Annotated in this window: 17 protein-coding genes; 8 read left to right on the top strand and 9 right to left on the bottom strand. The window is 41.9% G+C overall.

Annotation, left to right across the window (positions count from 1 at the left end; all coding sequences use genetic code 11):
• Positions 1–125: 125 nt before the first annotated feature.
• From ACOQOE_RS14195 to ACOQOE_RS14185, 3 genes are all read left to right on the top strand, one after another.
• The gene (locus ACOQOE_RS14195) at positions 126–533 is read left to right on the top strand and encodes a CBS domain-containing protein (protein ID WP_067868648.1); all 408 of its coding nucleotides are present in this window, start codon (positions 126–128) and stop codon (positions 531–533) included.
• Positions 534–603: 70 nt separating this feature from the next.
• Complete coding sequence (locus tag ACOQOE_RS14190; RefSeq protein ID WP_067868646.1) at positions 604–1,533, top strand: DnaT-like ssDNA-binding domain-containing protein; 930 nt, start codon at positions 604–606, stop codon at positions 1,531–1,533.
• Positions 1,451–2,245 (top strand): replication protein P, encoded by a 795-nt coding sequence (locus ACOQOE_RS14185; protein ID WP_082792447.1) that lies wholly within the window; start codon positions 1,451–1,453, stop codon positions 2,243–2,245. The genes ACOQOE_RS14190 and ACOQOE_RS14185 overlap by 83 nt, the downstream gene beginning before the upstream one ends.
• A 23-nt stretch (positions 2,246–2,268) precedes the next feature.
• Here the strand turns inward: ACOQOE_RS14185 and ACOQOE_RS14180 are convergent, their stop codons facing one another.
• The 7 genes from ACOQOE_RS14180 to ACOQOE_RS14150 form a co-directional block, all read right to left on the bottom strand.
• On the bottom strand, positions 2,269–3,594 hold the full coding sequence (locus ACOQOE_RS14180) for a sigma 54-interacting transcriptional regulator (RefSeq protein WP_067868640.1): 1,326 nt from the start codon (positions 3,592–3,594) through the stop codon (positions 2,269–2,271).
• Entirely contained in the window at positions 3,591–4,085 is a 495-nt protein-coding gene (locus ACOQOE_RS14175; protein ID WP_067868637.1) for a hypothetical protein, read from the bottom strand. Before ACOQOE_RS14175 ends, ACOQOE_RS14180 begins: the two co-directional genes overlap by 4 nt.
• On the bottom strand, positions 4,078–5,487 hold the full coding sequence (locus tag ACOQOE_RS14170; RefSeq protein WP_067868634.1) for a HAMP domain-containing sensor histidine kinase: 1,410 nt from the start codon (positions 5,485–5,487) through the stop codon (positions 4,078–4,080). Before ACOQOE_RS14170 ends, ACOQOE_RS14175 begins: the two co-directional genes overlap by 8 nt.
• Before the next feature lie 277 nt (positions 5,488–5,764).
• Complete coding sequence (locus ACOQOE_RS14165) at positions 5,765–6,109, bottom strand: hypothetical protein (protein ID WP_067868631.1); 345 nt, start codon at positions 6,107–6,109, stop codon at positions 5,765–5,767.
• Positions 6,110–6,142: 33 nt separating this feature from the next.
• On the bottom strand, positions 6,143–6,433 hold the full coding sequence (locus ACOQOE_RS14160; RefSeq protein ID WP_420554311.1) for a hypothetical protein: 291 nt from the start codon (positions 6,431–6,433) through the stop codon (positions 6,143–6,145).
• Positions 6,434–6,724: 291 nt separating this feature from the next.
• The gene (locus tag ACOQOE_RS14155) at positions 6,725–7,582 is read right to left on the bottom strand and encodes a fumarylacetoacetate hydrolase family protein (protein WP_067868622.1); all 858 of its coding nucleotides are present in this window, start codon (positions 7,580–7,582) and stop codon (positions 6,725–6,727) included.
• Between the two features lie 236 nt (positions 7,583–7,818).
• Positions 7,819–8,412 (bottom strand): TetR/AcrR family transcriptional regulator, encoded by a 594-nt coding sequence (locus ACOQOE_RS14150; RefSeq protein ID WP_197468069.1) that lies wholly within the window; start codon positions 8,410–8,412, stop codon positions 7,819–7,821.
• Positions 8,413–8,475: 63 nt separating this feature from the next.
• Here ACOQOE_RS14150 and ACOQOE_RS14145 point away from each other — a divergent pair, with 63 nt between their 5' ends.
• Positions 8,476–9,483, top strand: a complete 1,008-nt coding sequence (locus tag ACOQOE_RS14145; protein ID WP_067868616.1) for a hypothetical protein — start codon at positions 8,476–8,478, stop codon at positions 9,481–9,483.
• Here the strand turns inward: ACOQOE_RS14145 and ACOQOE_RS14140 are convergent.
• Positions 9,473–9,970, bottom strand: coding sequence for a DnaJ domain-containing protein (locus tag ACOQOE_RS14140; RefSeq protein ID WP_067868614.1), 498 nt, complete (start codon positions 9,968–9,970; stop codon positions 9,473–9,475). The genes ACOQOE_RS14145 and ACOQOE_RS14140 overlap by 11 nt on opposite strands.
• Before the next feature lie 261 nt (positions 9,971–10,231).
• Here ACOQOE_RS14140 and ACOQOE_RS14135 point away from each other — a divergent pair, with 261 nt between their 5' ends.
• Positions 10,232–11,959 carry a hypothetical protein gene (locus tag ACOQOE_RS14135; RefSeq protein WP_420554310.1) on the top strand — a complete coding sequence of 576 codons (1,728 nt, stop codon included), beginning with the start codon at positions 10,232–10,234 and terminating at the stop codon, positions 11,957–11,959.
• A 122-nt stretch (positions 11,960–12,081) separates the two neighbouring features.
• Positions 12,082–13,122 (top strand): IS481 family transposase, encoded by a 1,041-nt coding sequence (locus ACOQOE_RS14130; protein ID WP_420553798.1) that lies wholly within the window; start codon positions 12,082–12,084, stop codon positions 13,120–13,122.
• A gap of 133 nt (positions 13,123–13,255) precedes the next feature.
• Here ACOQOE_RS14130 and ACOQOE_RS14125 read toward each other — a convergent pair whose 3' ends face one another.
• Entirely contained in the window at positions 13,256–15,028 is a 1,773-nt protein-coding gene (locus ACOQOE_RS14125; protein ID WP_420554309.1) for a GNAT family N-acyltransferase, read from the bottom strand.
• Positions 15,029–15,167: 139 nt separating this feature from the next.
• Here ACOQOE_RS14125 and dinB point away from each other — a divergent pair, with 139 nt between their 5' ends.
• Complete coding sequence (dinB, locus tag ACOQOE_RS14120) at positions 15,168–16,232, top strand: DNA polymerase IV (protein WP_420554308.1); 1,065 nt, start codon at positions 15,168–15,170, stop codon at positions 16,230–16,232.
• Positions 16,233–16,266: 34 nt separating this feature from the next.
• Entirely contained in the window at positions 16,267–16,833 is a 567-nt protein-coding gene (locus ACOQOE_RS14115; protein WP_067866427.1) for a nucleoside deaminase, read from the top strand.
• Positions 16,834–16,907 lie beyond the last annotated feature (74 nt).

The raw sequence follows: 16,907 nt of genomic DNA, 5'->3' as shown, positions 1-16,907 counted from the left end.
GTTGCGGCTTAGGCGCTTAGGTGTAAATATAAAGACAGTGTCGGGCATGTTTCGCCATAAGGGCGATAGGTTTCCCGGTTTTATGATATTCGGTAATTGATGTCTATTGCCTTGGAGGAATGCTAATGTTGAGATCCGTAAAAGCTCAGGATTATATGTGTACTGATTTAATCACTTTTACGCCTGAGACTGATCTTTTTGAAGCGATCAACTTACTACTTGAGCATCATATTACCGGGGCACCGGTTTTGGATACCAAAGGTAATTTGGTTGGCTTGATGTCGGAAGTTGATTGTTTAAAAGCCATTCTCACGCTAACGTATCATGAAGAAGAGATGGGCGGCACTGTGGGCAAGTATATGTCTGAAGAGGTTTACACCATAAACCATGATGCGGATATTATTAAAGTGGCAGAAGAGTTTATTAATAATAAACGTCGCCGTTTACCTGTGGTAAAAGATGGTAAACTGATCGGCCAGATTAGTCGTCGTGATGTTTTACGTGCAGTAGAGAACTTCGCTCAAAACGGTTGATCATTTAATGTTATGTCTAAAGCCGTGGCTTAGACTGCGGCTTTTTTATTTGTAAGGTCAGTTCTATTTAATGAATTACTCTTTTCCTGAAACACCTATTGTGCTTTATCCCTCTCTTATTCATAAAGTAGGTGTTGAAGCTGCTGTATTGCTAACGATTTATCAACAGCGTTTACAGCTTGAAAATCTGAATAATGCTACTTCCGAATTTATTCTTTCTCGTCAGCAGTGGTTATTGTTAGCACCCTATTGGGATGAGGAACGATTGGCTCAATTAACCAGTTTGTTAGTCGCGGAAGAGTATGTTGATGTCGCTTTTTCTCAAGATGGCCGTGTACGTGTAACGTTCCTTCCTGTAAAGGAGGATGGGGCCGATAGCACATCAGATGTTGAGATGGTGAGTCGGCTCCCTGTTGTTGAAGAGCGTGCAATTGCGCCACCTCAAAAATTTACAAATGAAGACCATTATGTGGAGAGTCAGTCGATAGAATCACAGCAGGATACGCCTTACTACCCTGATGCTGCGGTTAGTACTTATCAAACAACGTCGACGCCTAATGCCGGTCCCGCTCCTACCTTTGGTGGTAGTATTGGGTGGGCTAAAAAAGTACGTCAGGGCGATGAACTGCAAGCGCTATTCCAGCAACATGAACAGCGTAATAAGCAGCTACATGGTATGGAGTTAGGCTGGCAGCCATCGGAAAATTTGTATGCGCTTTTACCAAGGCACAATATTTCACAGCAGTTTGCCTTAAGCTGTTTGGATGAGTTCGTTCTCTATTGGTTAGATAAAGATCGTAAAGAGACAAACTGGGATCAGAAATTTTTAGGTTGGGTGAAACGTGAGTGGGTTAAGAAACAAACCCAAGAGGGTCGCCAACAACGTATCAATAACGAACAAAAAGCAGGTTTAAGTCATGAAGACCCCCGCCGAGATACTCGAGAGAAGCGAAAACGGGTTACCGCAGCAGTCATGGACATCAAAGACACAGACTGGTGATGATCAAACACAGCAGGAAAATCGCGAACTGAGTGTTGAAGTTAAAACTTTTGTAAATATGATCTTTGCCCGATTCATGGCGATCTATGGGCATAAGTTTAAAAGCTGTTTTGAAACTCAAGATGAGATCCGTATAGCAAAACGAGAGTGGGCACTTAGCTTAGATGGTTATACTGAAAATGAGCTGGTGGCTGCGATTGATTACTGTAAAGAAAATAGTGCATGGATGCCGACTATTTCTGAATTCATTAAAGTTTTAAGAAGCTTGACGGGAGACTATGGCCTTCCCATGGCTAAACATGCTTATGAAGAAGCGTGTAATTTTTCTGACAGCGCTTCCCATCATCAGTGGACTCACCCTGCCATTTACCATGCGGGCAAAGCGACGGGATGGTTCCGTCTACGTACAGAAGATGCAGCGGATGTATATCCTGATTTTCGATATAACTACGAGGTTCTTTGTCGTCGGGTAAGAGCAGGGGAGCAGTTGGATAACCCCGTTCCTGTCGCATTGCCTGATAAAAGCGATGACTCACTCTTTACGTTTATCCAATCTTGGGGAGAGGAGCATCAGCTAAAACCTGAAATTGCGAGTAAATGGCTATTTTATCTGACTAAACCTAAAGGTTCTAAAGTACGAGAGCGTTTTAAGGCGCTTGCACAAGAGGATGCAAATACCATGGGTATTAAACTACCGGATGATTATCAGTAATCGCGTTGGATTAATGTAATGGATTACTCCGCATTTTTGTAATCAGCAGCTTCCAGTGCATGTTTTTTCAGTAATTTGTAAAAATCGGTTCGGTTGCGTCCGGCGATTTTCGCAGCTTGGGTAACATTACCTTCAGTTATCTGCAGTACTTTGCAGAGATATCTCTTTTCAAACTCAGCCCTAGCATCATTAAAGTTAGCAATGACCTGTTCTTGATTAGCTAATGCCCGGTGGATAGCTGTATCAGAAATGATTGGGGTTGTGCTTAACGCCGTGACCTTTTCAATAATATTTTCGAGCTGGCGAACATTACCGGGCCATGAGGATTGAGCAAGTACTTGTAGGGCTGCACTTGAGATGTTTTTGACTTTTGGATTGTGCCTTAGAGCTGCTTGTTCAACAAAATAGCGCGCGAGAGGAAGAATATCTTCAGGTCGGTCCTTTAAGGGAGGCAAGTGCAGATTGATTACGTTTAGGCGGTAGAAAAGATCTTCCCTAAAACTATTGTCTTGCATCGCTTGCTCAAGATCTCGATGCGTCGCTGAAATAACACGGACATCCACGGCAATGGTTTCGGTGCTCCCAACGGGACGGATTTGACGTTCCTGCAACACCCTTAATAGTTTTACCTGAAGTGGCGTTGGCATATCACCGATTTCATCTAAGAATAAGGTGCCTCCATTTGCAGCTTGAAATAGCCCTTCGTGTTTATTAACTGCGCCAGTGAAGGCTCCTTTGCTGTGCCCAAAGAGTTCTGATTCCAGTAGTTGCTCTGGTAGTGCGCCACAGTTAATGGCAATAAAGGGTTTTTTACTACGTGGACTCGCTTTATGAATGGCATTGGCCAATAGCTCTTTACCGCTACCGCTCGCTCCTGTTATCAGTACACTGACATCGGAAGCGGCTATCTGCTCTGCTTCTTGGAGTAGTTGCTCCATAGTATGGCTACGGCTGATAATATTATTACGCCATTCCCCTTCGCTTCGACTGATGCTTGCTAAGGCGGCTTCAATATTTTGCATCAGTTGGTCACGATCAATCGGTTTAGTTAAAAAACCAAATACGCCTTGTTGGGTAGCGGTGACGGCCTCAGGAATAGATCCATGGGCAGTGATAATAACAACAGGGAGCTGTGGATAAAGGCGCTGCACTTGTTTAAACAGTGCCATACCATCCATACCTTCCATTCGTAGATCGGTAACCAGAAGATCAATCTTATCGTCTAACACCTCTAGGGCCGCTTCTGCACTTTCGGCACAACTAATCTGGTAACCACTGGCCTCTAAACGCATTGATAGAAGCTTTAGCAAAGAGGCGTCATCATCGACTAAAAGGATATGAGGTTTCATTCCTGAATCTCTTTGTCTTTACTTAAATCAGTTTCTATCTGAGTTAAGGCATCTATTTTAATCTGCAATGTTTTGTTTTCTTGTAATAGATTGTCTTGCTCAGCTCTCATCCACAGTAGGGCAGAGGTTAATTGATCTCTTAAGTCGAAATATCGATCGCCAGGGCAGGCTTTATCTGGATAAAGTACAAATTTGGCGTAATAGCGTTTTGCTTGTTGGAGCTGTTCTTTAGAGGATAGCGGTGTTGAGAGCAGCAAAGCAAGAAGCGTCTGGTCTTTATCTCGGATAGCATTTTGCATTATTCGGCTACGTCGTTCAGGGTTTTCTAAAAAGAGCTTTTCTATTTTTTGTAAACGGTCGAGATTAGCAGGCTCTATTCGGCAGCTTTTTTGTTCTGAAATGGTTTCTACTTCAATACTCGGTTTTGTTTCGTTCAATTCGCAGCCTTGTAAGATGAATAGGCATAAAGTGAGAGGAATGTATCTAATCATTAATAGGGTGCTCCGAAATGGGAAGGCAAACGCTAAAACCAACGCGGTGATTTTCATTCTTTGCTAATTTAACCGTTGCGCCTAAGGACTCGGCTGCGTCATGGACAATACTTAGACCTATACCTGAGCCTTTTACTGGTCCTTGTCGCCTATTTTGGCCTTGATAAAACGGTTCAAATAGCAGAGGAACATCTTTAAGAGGGATAGTGGGGCCATCATTTTCTACGTTAATAAGACAGTGTTCATTTGTTTGGCTAATACTCAGCGTGAGATCACCTTCATTACTCCCATATAGCGCAGCATTAGAGACTAAGTTGCTTATAATTCTTACCAACATAGCACGGTCGGTGACCCATTCATGATCTTCCTTAGGAAGGCTAAGGTGTATCTTTTTTTGCTCAAGTAATAATTTATAAGGCTCGATCGCTTCAGTTAAGACTGGAAGTAGTTTGACGCGATGAAAATTAACAGATTCGTTTTGATGTAAACGGCTGTAGTCTAACAGCTGTTCTATTAATGATTGTAGCTGCCTTGAGTTACTTTGTAGTAATTGAGTGACTTCCATTTGGCTTGTATTTAGTGGCCCAGTGATCTGATCTGCCAATAGGTCGGAGCCTTCTCGTAAAGTGGTTAAGGGCGTTTTTAATTCATGGGACATATGGCGTAAAAAGCGCTGTTTCTCATTTTCTACTTCGGCTAAGCGATCGGTGAGCCAATCAAGCTGTTGCTCTAATTCGACCAGCTCGTCAGGGCCTCCTACCATTGCTCCAGTATATTCCTCACCTGTACCTAGTGCTTGTATTCTATCTGCAATGCGGCGAACCGGGCGAATAATGCTAAAACTAAAAAATAGGATCAGCAGCATCTCTATAACCAATAAAATGATCGCAAGTGTACTTAGCTGGGTTTGTGTATGTTGAGCGGTTGAGTTGAGCGCTTGTAATCGCTGGTCAAGAATCAGGTCAACCTGCTGATTTATCTCGCGTGTTAATCCGAGTAGGTTATTAGCGTCTTCTGACTGATATTGTTCAATATTATCTAAGAGTGTACTGATTTGGTTAAGCTGCTCAACTTGGGTCAGTATGAAGCTGTGGATCGAGAGTTGTTCTCGGTAATCAAGCAGGTTTTGAGTTAAGCGTTGTTTTATTTCTGGCTTGGCGAGAATCTGGTATTGACGGGCAGAGCGAGTAATGTCTTCGGCTAGGCCTTCTAAGCGTTGCCCACGGCGAGTGACTTCTAGTGCTTGTTTAGCAAGTACGCGCCCCTCTGCTGATTGTTCAACAAGGGCATCTGTTGCATAGTAGATCAAGATACCAAAAGGTGTGACCACTACTAAGAAGGAAAGTAACACTAACTGCTTTAGTGAACTTAAGCGCCAACCGCGCCGGTTATGATTTGGCATTTAATAGAGTATTTTATTTAACAAGTGTATGTCTATTATCCATGAATAGAGCTTTAATTGGATAGTATTTCCATCTGTTTTTACTAATTGAGGTGGTTTGAAAAAATTAGGGGGGCTAGGAACCCCGTGGAGGATTCCTAGCCTATTAAGTAGAGCTGGCGGCTATGTTTGTGGACATGGATGCTCTACTCAACCGTTACCAGAAGGAGGAGAGATAACTAACTGAGGCTGTCTCGGAATCAGTTTAAGCTACCCCTCCACACACTAGTGAACCCGTTTACAACGTTTGTAGAGAAGCCATTACTATGAAAGTAGGGGCTGGCGTTGCATTAACCTGAAGTTGGGAAAACTCGTCAGGGCTTAGGAAGCCATCTTTATTGGTATCGATTTTATCGAAACCTTTTACAAGAGCGGGGGATACTTGCGCTTCTTGTGGGCTTACTTTGCCATCTTTGTTTCCATCTAGCTTTTCAAAAATACTAGGCGCTTTAGGTTGTTCATTAGTCATCACATCGGGCTGCGCATCATCCGATTGGATTTTTGCAGCAATTACTGTGTCAGCGATGCTTGCTGATGATGAAATAACTAGTAGAGACGCAAGTGCCCATGTTGTTACTTTCATAATGATTCTCCCAGAAAACTTATGATTGTCCGATTATGATTTTTTGTGTGGACGAGTGAATTCTTCAGGGCTTAAAAAACCATCGCTATCGGCATCGATTTTATCGAAACCTTCAACCAGTTTAGGGTAATTTTTTGCTTCTTCTTGGCTGATTTTTCCATCTTGGTCTGCATCAAGTTTGTTAAAAACTTTTTTCTCTGCAGGCTGTTCACTTGTAGTAACTTCAGTTTGAGTTTCTACCGCAGTTGTTGGTGCTTCTTCTGCTAGTGCAACAGTTGAAGAAGTAGCGATTAGTGAAGCAAGTACCCAATTAATTGTTTTCATGATTTATCTCCTAGATAAAATATGGCAGTTCGAAAGTTTAAAATCGAACTAGATATATCAATACTTGTGCCATATTTTTAAAAGCATTTAAAAACAATTAGTTATATTGTGTTTTTGGTTTTTTTGGAAAGGCCTGCTTAAACTTAGTATGTTTATCTCTTCAATACTGTCTCCATTTGCAGACAGTAATTGAGTGGTTAATATACTTATTTATATAAAACAATAAGTTAGAAGGTTTCCAAATGGAGACACCTATAAATAGTGGCTGTGATAAAGTGTTGTTTAGATGCTTTAATAGAGCGGAGTAGTGGGCTCTGCAATGATGTTATTTGATAAACGTCCAATATGTTCAATTTCGACAGTGACAGTATCGCCTGGCTTTAAGTAGCCTCGTGGTTTCATTGATACTCCTACACCAGAGCATGTGCCCGTCGCGATAACATCACCAGGCATTAAAGTGCAGACTGTCGAGAGTGTTTCAACTAGGGCATAGCAATCAAAGATGAGGTTTTTTGTATTGGAGTGTTGCCGTAACTCTCCATTAACCCATGTTTTAAGTTCTAATGCGTGAGGGTCTATATTATCGGTTGTTATCCAAGGCCCCATAGGACCATGGGTATCAAAGGATTTTCCTAAAGTCCATGTTGGGGATTTAATTTGCCAGTCACGTACTGAGATATCATTAACAATGGTATAGCCCGCAATAACATGTTGAGCTTGTTCGTAAGGAACATGCCGACATCGTTTCCCAATGACGAAAGCTAGCTCGCCTTCGTAATCAAGCTTATTTGAGACTGAGGGGCGGTGGATAGCCGCGCTGTCACCAATAATACAACTGGCCTGTTTGTTAAAAATAGTGGGGAATTCAGGCGTTTTTAAGCCTGTTTCTGCAATGTGGTCAGCATAATTAAGCCCAACACCAAGAAACTTTTGGGGATTAAGAACGGGTGCAAGTAGTTCTGCCTCTTCTTGGGGGATATCGGCTTTACCTGCGTACGAGAGTAGGTTTTCTTGTAGGGATTTCCCACCGGATAGGAAATGACACATATCTTGAGGCATTAATGGGTTTGACCATGCAGGAATGATCTTTCCTTGATAGAGAATCCCTACAGAAACACGGTTATCGTGCTTAAAAGTGACTAGTTTCATAGGATGAGCCCCAAGAGAACAGTTATTCAGTTGTAGGGTTTATTATATGGGTATCAGAGCAATTTAGTTATCTAACAGAAGGTAGGTAACTAAAAAATATTCTTCAGTGATGGGGTATCTGGGTTTTCTGAGTGGATATAGGGGTAATAAAAGCTGGATGGGTGGGGCATTGGAAAAGGTCGTGTAGTCTGATCAATTATTCAATCAAACTACATAAGTTCTGAGGTTGTCCTTAATCAATGATGTGAATAGGTAAGGGTTAAAAGAATATTACTAATGACCGCTTTATATTTTTTATGATTAGGGCGCTTGCTGCTTAATACTCGCAACCCCCAAATATTGGTCATTAGATAGGTCGCTAGATCTGCGGCACTTTTGTGTGGATCAATCTCACCTAGTTGTTGCGCTTTACTAACCGTGTTGCAGAAGCTCTGCTCGACTTGATCTAAATAGATGCTCACACGTTCTCTAATCTCATCATCTTCGGTAGCCAGTTCTAGCATTGTATTAATCATGAAGCAGCCTTTGCCTATCTGATCTTTTTCTAGCTCCTCACAGAATATAATAAAGAATGATTCTATATTTTGTAGAGGGGATTCAGATTTGCTAAGCACTGCAGTGATACGCTCAACACTACGTTTACTATAAGTGTCGATTGCTTCCAAAAACAATCCGCGTTTACTTTGAAATGCACCATAAAGTGAACCGGGTTTTAGTTGCGTTGCTTTGACTAGATCTGTAATTGAAGAAGCGTTGTAGCCGGTTCTCCAGAACACGTCCATCGCTTTTTCTAATACATCCGTGCGGTCGAACTCTGCTGGCCTTGCCATTTTTTGCCCTCCATGAACTATTGGCTTATTATCGGCATTCATTCTATCTCAAGCAATACCCATATGATTTTCTTTAAAAATATAACGTTGAAGCATCAATTTATCATTGTTATCGCTTGTCTGATTGTATCGGGCTGTAAAACGACACCGTCGGATTTAACGGACGAAGATCGTCCTTTGTTTCGTCGAGGTATAGTGTCTTTGCAGAATGGCGAATTAAAATTTCAAGCCTGTTATGTTAACAAAGAAGAGTCAATTCAGGATCATACCAACAAGCTAAAGAAACGTTTTAATCAAACGGGGTCTCCGGTTTTTTATGCCGAGTTAACTGGAGACCATGTTGTGCCTGGTGAGCCTTGGGAGGTCTATCAAGTGCATTTAATGGGCGGGAACCAATCCACATGTAGCTATGAGCTGTCAGGCAATGAATACCGAGCCGCAGGGGATCGCCCTTTATGGATTGCTGACATTAGAGGTGATGGCCTCTATGTACAGGATTATGGAAGATTATCTCAGTTGATATTTCCTAAAGAGTCACCGATTAATTTAGGGAATGGTTTTGAGTGGAGTAGCCATTTGGAAGGAGCTGAAGCTTTTACGGTAAGCCTAACATTGGAAAAACGCTGGTGTCGGGATCAGTATGATATTGAATATGAATACACTAGCCGAATGGTATTGAACGGCAAGGTGTTTACAGGTTGTGCTCGGCAAGGAGACTTAGAGGTCAGAACGTTACCTGGGTTATATACTTCATTATTAACAGGTGCTAATGGGTTAGATCGATTTTTATCCCTTGATTTATCATCTGATCAAACCGTTTTGTTGACTCAGGATTATCGAAATAGCCAGCCCTTGATTGTACAGAAAGGAACATGGAGGCACCTTAGTGCAGGGAAAATTGTAGTTCATCTGACAGAAATTGATGGCCGCGAAGGTAACGAATTGATTATATTTCGGCGTGATAAGCGAGGAGGCTTAGTCGTTAAAGGGTATAGTTCTACTTATGGCGCAGATGGTCTTAGGCTTGAGCGAGTTGGACCTGAGCGAGTACATCGTCGATTTAACCGTTAAGTAGCGTGTCTTTCGCTTGATTTATTTTGGCCGCTAAATAATCACTGCCTCCTCGATCTGGATGGTTTTTTTGCATTAGACGGCGATGGGCCGCAATGATCTCATCCTTAGAGCAACCCGGCTTTAAGCCTAAAATTTCATAAGCCTCACGTACCTTTTGACTATTGCCGGATGGGCCTTGGTTGGCTGAGCTTCGATTATTATTGTGTTGACGCTTTTCTTTTCGATGTTTATTCCAGATATTCAGAAAAGGAAGCACTTTTAATAGGGTCGGAACTAAGTGGCGAGCAAAAGGTAGTAGAGCTGTAAAGGCAACAGCGACCCAGCTTAAGCGTCCAGTGATAGCCATCAGTAGAACAAAAAGTGCAATGAGTGTCAGAATAATCATGATGACCGCAGGCAGCTTTTTCTTCTTAGGTAGTGAGCGTACCCATAAAATCACTAAAAGTGCGATGCTAATTAATAAGACCAAACTGACTGGATTCACAAATTCCCCTTATCGGATGATAGTCATTTTATAACTCAGTGTTTTAATAACCTGACTTTAGGTTCATTACCTGCATGATAAACGGCCCTGAATAGGGGGGCAAACTTTAGATTGAGTGTATATTGCTGTGTTAGGTTATAGACCTGAGTCACTATGTATATATTTTTATACCGAATAGCCTCGATTTTTCTAGGCTAAATCGGGACAGTTTTAAAATGATCAGTTAAGATTCTTACAAACATTAAAATGGAGCTTTAAACGGTGCGTAAAATTATTATTGCCGGCGCAGTCATTGCCGCTGGTGCAGTTGGTTATATGGTCAATCAGCAAGGCGAGTCAGGTTCTTCAGAATACTCTCCTTTAGCATACGTGCCTGCGGATAGTGTGATCTTTTCAGGTCAACTTGAGTCATTTCCCCTTAAGGATTACCTGAATTCTACAATGTTTCCCCAAGCAAAAATTCCGGATGATTTGCTTGAAGAACTGGATGATGGAACAGATCCTAAGGAGCGCTTTTTTGCGAGTTTAGTTAAGTCTTATTTTGAAGCTGCGCATTCAGTAGAAAGTTTTCAGAAAACGTTCGGGCTTCCTGATCAGATAAAAACGTTTGTTTATGCTGTCGGTTTTATGCCAGTTGTGCGTTATCAAGTGACCGATGAACAGGGCTTGTGGGCAGTTTTAGATAAGGCTGAACAGGAGAGTGGTTTTAAGCATGAGGCGCGTACATTAAATAAGTTGGTATATAGAGCGTATAGCTTTGAAAGTAACGCTAAGGGTGAAAAGTTTGAAGTGCTTGTTGCTTATGAAAATGGCTGGGCGACTTGGACGATTAATACGCATGTGAATACTGAGTCGGACGTTGAATTGGCTTTAGCGCAAACCAAACCAGCAGCTTCGTTGCAGGACGCTGGTATTTTGGAAGATATTCAAACGAAACATGGCTTTATTAATGCAACCCTTTCTTATCTTGATCATAAAGGGCTAGTCACTGCATTTACTACGGCGGATGGCAATAGATTGGCATCTATGTTGACTAAAGCGATGGAGATGGAAGGAAAGGGGACGGATCTAGATAGGGTTCGCACTGCTGAATGTCAGGCTGAGATGGGAGCGATGGCAGCTAACTGGCCGCGCACAGTAGCAGGTATACGTAGTCACGATGATTTGAAAATCACCTCTGAACGGAGCTATATGAAGGCTGCGTTAGTGGTGGAAAGTAATAATAAAGTTGTGCTTGATGCGCTTACCTCTATGCAGGGTTTTATTCCTTCTTATCTTAGTGATGCGCAAGTGTTTGGGATGGGCTTAGGGCTTGATGCGAATAAGTTAGGTCCCGCATTATCATCAATCTGGAGCAACATGCTTGAGCCAAGCTATAAGTGTGAACCTTTATTGGAGATGCAGGCGGATATTCAGCAAGCCAACCCTGCTGCTTTAGGTATGTTTACCGGTATGGCGCAAGGGGTTAAAGGTGTAGCGGTTGGGGTTCAAGATTTCTCTATTTCTATGGACTCTTCAGCGCCTAAGTTAAACTCTTTAGATGGTATCGTCTCTTTGAGTGCAGAGGATCCAGCTGTTCTGTTTAATATGGCTAAAGCTTTTGTTCCACAATTGGCGCAACTGCAATTGCCTACAGATGGAAGCCCTGTTGATCTATCGACAATTATGCCTCTTCCGACCGAGGTTGATATTAAACCTATGTTGGCTTTAAAAGGTAAGCACTTGGTTGTTTATAATGGAGAGAAAGGAAAGGCGATTGCTGATCAGTTAGCAGGTGAAACTGTCGAAAGTAATGGCCTATTGAGCTTCTCTGTTGATTATAAAAAAATGTTTGAGCCGATACTGCCTATTCTAGAGATGGCAGGTGATCCAGAAGTCACTGAGCAGCTAGACGTATTGAAAAATATGGATATGCGAGTGAAGATGGATATTAATCTGAATGAGCAGGGCATTTTAATTGAGAGTGAAGCGGATATTAAAGCACCTTAGCGCCAAGGTGTAGCTTTACATGTAGTAGCTCAGACTTGATCTGACACATCATCTTGAAAAAGAGAGAGTTACCCGTTTTGATAAAGGTGTCGAATCTTAAATCAAAACAAAAGGTAACTCTCATGATCCATACTAACAATCCAATCATTAAACACAAAGCTGGCTTGCTGAATTTGGCAGAAGAGCTTGGGAATGTGTCCAAAGCATGCAAAGTCATGGGCGTATCACGAGATACGTTTTATCGTTATCAGGAACTTGTTGAAGAAGGTGGTATCGATAGCCTGATCAACAAAAGCCGTAGAGCACCGAATCCCAAGAACAGAGTGGATGAAGCAACAGAACAAGCTGTCGTTGCTTATGCCATTGAACAACCCGCTCATGGTCAGCACCGTACCAGTAATGAACTACGTAAGTCGGGTGTCTTTGTATCAGGTAGTGGCGTCCGTTCAATTTGGGTTCGACATAATCTTGAGAACTTTAAAAAGAGACTGAAAGCTTTAGAAGATAAAGTTGCTAACGACGGCATCATCCTGAGCGATGCTCAGGTTGCAGCGCTTGAGAAAAAGAAATCTGATGATGAAGCATGCGGTGAAATTGAGACGATACACCCAGGTTATCTGGGGTCTCAGGACACCTTTTACGTAGGTAACCTGAAAGGCGTTGGCCGTATATACCAACAGACCTTTGTGGATACTTACAGCAAAATCGCTTTCTGTAAGCTCTATACCACTAAAACACCGATTACTGCTGCAGATACACTCAACGATAAGGTATTACCGTTCTTTGAAGAACAGGAGCTTCCTATGCTGCGTATTCTTACAGACCGAGGAACTGAATACTGTGGTCGGGTCGATCAGCATGATTACCAGCTTTATCTTGCTATAAACGATATTGATCACACCAAAACTAAAGCGATGTCCCCACAAACAAATGGTATATGTGAACGCTTTCATAAAACGATCTTGAATGAGTTCTATCAAGTAACTTTCCGTAAAAAGCTCTACGAATCACTTGAGGAACTACAAAAAGATCTGGACGGCTGGATGGAATACTACAACAATGAACGAACTCATCAGGGCAAGGTATGTTGCGGTAGAACGCCAATGGAAACGTTGCTTGATGGTAAACGGGTCTGGGCCGAGAAGAATTTAGCCCAGATCTAAACTGACAGACACCAGATAAAAAACGGGTAACTGTCAGATCAAGTCTGAGCTACTACACTTTACATTCTGAATCTAAAAAGCCCCAAGTGTTTGCTCTTGGGGCTTTTTTATTGGTTGCGAGCTTTGATCACACTTAGAGTGTTTCTGCTATGGGATCTTCGCCTATATATCGTTTTCGTTTCTTTGCCTTCACGAACTCAATATCGACTAACACAAGCCCATCAATACAGTAGTTAAAGTCGGCATCAACACCAAAATCAAGGAAACGCACGCCTCCCTCTTCACAGAGTTCACTATATTGTTTGTAGAGCGTTGGTACACTAACGCCTAAAAATTCCAGTTGTTCCTTTAGGGCTCTAAAGTCAGCTTTGTAATTGTCACCACTAAACATTCGATCCATATTATTTAGAGCTTCTTGATCTAAAACATAAGGGGAGAATGAATGGCCAAGGTCTTCGTTATCATTAAAATAGTGGCTATAAAACCATACAAGCATATCTTTAGCGACCCTCGGGTAGCTGTTGCTCAAGCTTACAGGACCGAACATATAGCGTACTTCAGGGTGTTTACGTAGATAGGCACCAATTCCGTACCAGAGGTAATCTAAACTACGTTTTCCCCAGTACTTGGGTTGAATAAAGCTTCGGCCTAACTCTATTCCTTGCTCGAAATAGGGCTTCATCTGTTCTCCATATTTGAACAGGGTTGCACTGTATAGGCCGGTATCGGTTGCCGTTGGATCCATTTTTCCCGCTTCAGCAAGGCGGTAGGCCCCTGCTATCTCTAGCTCCTCTTCATCCCATAAAATAAGGTGACGATAGTATTGGTCATACAGGTCTAAATCTTTTTTATCTCCAGTTCCTTCGCCGACACAGCGGAAAGCGATCTCCCGCAGACGTCCTATCTCCTGAATAACTGCTGACTCTGCTTTGTAATCAAAGAGATAGATCTTTTTTCCATCAATGGTTTCACCTAAGAGTTCGGACTCTCTTAGTTCCTGTTTTAGGTTCTGGCGATTTTGAGGATGGGCGATCGTTTTTTCCGTTAGAAAAAGGGGCTTTTTATTTTTTGCTATACGATAAAGGTGTTTTTTCAGCAGTTTAGTTTTTTCAGCTGTGGATACAGGTACCGCATCTATTTGACTGAATGGAATGGGCTCACCTACACGCATTGGGATAGTGACCGAGCGCTTATTAAACATCTCTCTAGCTAGCATTAATGTTGAGAGGGTTTTGTTAATGTAAGAAACGCTATAAAACAAGGATGAGTTTTTTCCACCGATAAAAATAGGAAGTACAGGTGCGTTAGCTTTGCGGGCAAAACGAATAAATCCGCTGTTCCACTTATCATCTTTAACGCCTGTTATGCCTGCTCTTGAAACTTCGCCAGCGGGAAAGACGATAATTGCTTGTTCTTGATGAAGGGCCTCAACAATACGTTCTATATCTCTTTTACGCGTGCTTTTGCCTAAGTTGTCTACAGGGAGAAACAAGTTTTTTATAGGGTCGAAGTTCATAAGAACATCATTAGCTACGATCCTTACATCGCGTCTAACTTCGCCGACCATTTTAAGTAAAGCGAGCCCATCTAAGGCCCCCAATGGGTGGTTAGCAATAATCACCACTCGGCCGGAGGATGGAATGTTGGCTCTATCATGGTTGCTGATGCTGTAACCAAAATTGAAATATTCCAGAACCCGTTCAATAAATTCAAACCCTGTTGCATCTTTATTAATGTCGAGAAAACTATTTATCTCATTTTCATGAACCAGTTTTTTCAACATAAATAGAGCAGAGCGTTTAAACGGCGCCGGCTTATCAATAAAAGCAGGGTATTTGCTTACAAGAGCTTTCTCTACGTTAATAGTTGGCTCTTTAATGATGAGGGTATTTTCACGTGTATTCATAAGGTGAAAAATATAGGTGAGTTAGGTGACTAACTCTTTACAGAAACGTGACGGTTTTGTGACGACTGAAAATAGATTTTCAGCTTAGGCTATTTTTTATTACAATACTGTATATATAAACAGTATCTTGGTGGTATTTATGCAACGTAAGATCATTCACTGCGATTGTGATTGTTTCTTTGCGGCAGTTGAGATGAGAGATAACCCAGAATTAAGATCCATTCCCATGGCAATTGGAGGTAGTGCTGATCGACGAGGAGTGATTGCTACCTGTAACTATATTGCTAGGGAGTTTGGAGTTCGATCAGCGATGTCTACCGCTCAGGCATTAAAGTTGTGTCCGGATTTACGGGTCGTCTCAGGAGATATGGCTAAATATCGTCAAGTTTCCCAGCAGGTGATGAGTATCTTTCTTGAATATAGCGATATTATTGAGCCGCTCTCACTCGATGAAGCATTTATTGATGTAACAGGATTAAATCATTGCCAAGGCAGTGCAACCTTAATCGCAGATCAGATAAGAAATCGAGTAAGAGATGAGATAGGAATTACTATTTCCGCTGGGGTTGCGCCTAATAAATTTTTAGCCAAAGTGGCGAGTGATTGGAATAAGCCCGATGGTATTTATGTTGTTCACCCTCGTAAAGTAGATGAATTCGTATTGAATCTACCGGTTAAAAAAATATCCGGTGTTGGTATGAAAACCGCTGAGAAGCTAAAAGAAATGGATATAGAGACTTGTCGAGATCTACGTGCGAAATCCTTGGTTGAATTAGTTGATAGGTTTGGAAAGTTCGGCCAACGTCTATTTGACCTATCTCGTGGTATTGATGAGCGTCCAGTTAAACTCAGTCGAATAAGAAAGTCGATTAGTGTGGAGCATACTTATTCTCAGGACCTTTTAGATCTTGATAGCTGTGTTGCTCAATTGCCTATGTTAATAGAAAAGCTAGTTTTACGTTATAAGCGTTTACAGGAGACTCGGTCGATTGCTGGGATTGTGGTGAAAGTTAAGTTTTGTGATTTTGTCCAAACGACAGCAGAACATCAGGTCGCTTGTCCTAACGTTGTCCATTTTCGACAGCTATTAATGGATGCTTTCAATCGAGGTCAACGCCCAGTAAGGCTGATAGGGGTAGGATATAAATTAACGGAAAGCTCCAAAGAACAACCTTTGCAGCTAAGCTTACTAGATAAGTCTTAATTTTTAAGTGAAAGCTTTACAAGGTGGTGGCGCGATGAGCACTGATAACAATAATATTGAGAGTTTGAAAATTCGCTTAGCTACTTATGCGCCTGAATACCGATTAGGGGAACATAAATGGGCGTTTCGTTGTTGTGAATTAGCGCTGGAAGCTTTGGAAGAGGGAAACTATGGCGTTGGTGCTGTTTTGGTCGATCGGGATAATAATCTGTTAGCTGAGGCGGCTAATCAGGTGTTTAGTGAAGGGTTTAATTCATCCGCGCATGCGGAGATGAGAGTTCTTGATCAGTTTGAAAATATGTTTCCTGATTATAAGGATCGAGAAGGCTTGCAGCTGATCTCTTCGTTAGAACCTTGCCCTATGTGCTGCGGTCGGATTTTAGCCTCAGGGATAGGTCAGATTATTTATTTAGCTGAAGATAAAGCGGGTGGAATGATGTCGCATTGCAATAAGTTGCCAGCTGCGTGGGATAATCTTGCTCAACTAATTGTTATTAAATGCTTTAATAAAGAGAAGGAACTTTCTATCTTAGCCTCAGATATTGCATCTGCACAGATGCAAGGTCTGCGGCAGAAACTTATGTTAACTATTCGTTCTTGATACCTGAAATTAGCCCGTAGATTTGTTATACTCGCGCGCTTTTCAAGTCTGGTTAAAAAAGAACCAGTATATGG

Source organism: Neptuniibacter marinus (genome assembly GCF_965223595.1).
Classification (GTDB): domain Bacteria; phylum Pseudomonadota; class Gammaproteobacteria; order Pseudomonadales; family Balneatricaceae; genus Neptuniibacter; species Neptuniibacter marinus.
The sequence above is the reverse complement of the archived record's forward strand: the minus strand, read 5'-3'. Positions and strand labels throughout refer to the sequence as shown.

Bases quoted from the DNA above. Each gene is read 5' to 3' on its own strand.
- ACOQOE_RS14195 (WP_067868648.1), top strand. From the start codon at position 126: ATGTTGAGATCCGTAAAAGCTCAGGATTATATGTGTACTGATTTAATC.
- ACOQOE_RS14190 (WP_067868646.1), top strand. From the start codon at position 604: ATGAATTACTCTTTTCCTGAAACACCTATTGTGCTTTATCCCTCTCTT.
- ACOQOE_RS14185 (WP_082792447.1), top strand. From the start codon at position 1,451: ATGAAGACCCCCGCCGAGATACTCGAGAGAAGCGAAAACGGGTTACCG.
- ACOQOE_RS14180 (WP_067868640.1), bottom strand. From the start codon at position 3,594: ATGAAACCTCATATCCTTTTAGTCGATGATGACGCCTCTTTGCTAAAG.
- ACOQOE_RS14175 (WP_067868637.1), bottom strand. From the start codon at position 4,085: ATGATTAGATACATTCCTCTCACTTTATGCCTATTCATCTTACAAGGC.
- ACOQOE_RS14170 (WP_067868634.1), bottom strand. From the start codon at position 5,487: ATGCCAAATCATAACCGGCGCGGTTGGCGCTTAAGTTCACTAAAGCAG.
- ACOQOE_RS14165 (WP_067868631.1), bottom strand. From the start codon at position 6,109: ATGAAAGTAACAACATGGGCACTTGCGTCTCTACTAGTTATTTCATCA.
- ACOQOE_RS14160 (WP_420554311.1), bottom strand. From the start codon at position 6,433: ATGAAAACAATTAATTGGGTACTTGCTTCACTAATCGCTACTTCTTCA.
- ACOQOE_RS14155 (WP_067868622.1), bottom strand. From the start codon at position 7,582: ATGAAACTAGTCACTTTTAAGCACGATAACCGTGTTTCTGTAGGGATT.
- ACOQOE_RS14150 (WP_197468069.1), bottom strand. From the start codon at position 8,412: ATGGCAAGGCCAGCAGAGTTCGACCGCACGGATGTATTAGAAAAAGCG.
- ACOQOE_RS14145 (WP_067868616.1), top strand. From the start codon at position 8,476: ATGATTTTCTTTAAAAATATAACGTTGAAGCATCAATTTATCATTGTT.
- ACOQOE_RS14130 (WP_420553798.1), top strand. From the start codon at position 12,082: ATGATCCATACTAACAATCCAATCATTAAACACAAAGCTGGCTTGCTG.
- ACOQOE_RS14125 (WP_420554309.1), bottom strand. From the start codon at position 15,028: ATGAATACACGTGAAAATACCCTCATCATTAAAGAGCCAACTATTAAC.
- dinB (WP_420554308.1), top strand. From the start codon at position 15,168: ATGCAACGTAAGATCATTCACTGCGATTGTGATTGTTTCTTTGCGGCA.
- ACOQOE_RS14115 (WP_067866427.1), top strand. From the start codon at position 16,267: ATGAGCACTGATAACAATAATATTGAGAGTTTGAAAATTCGCTTAGCT.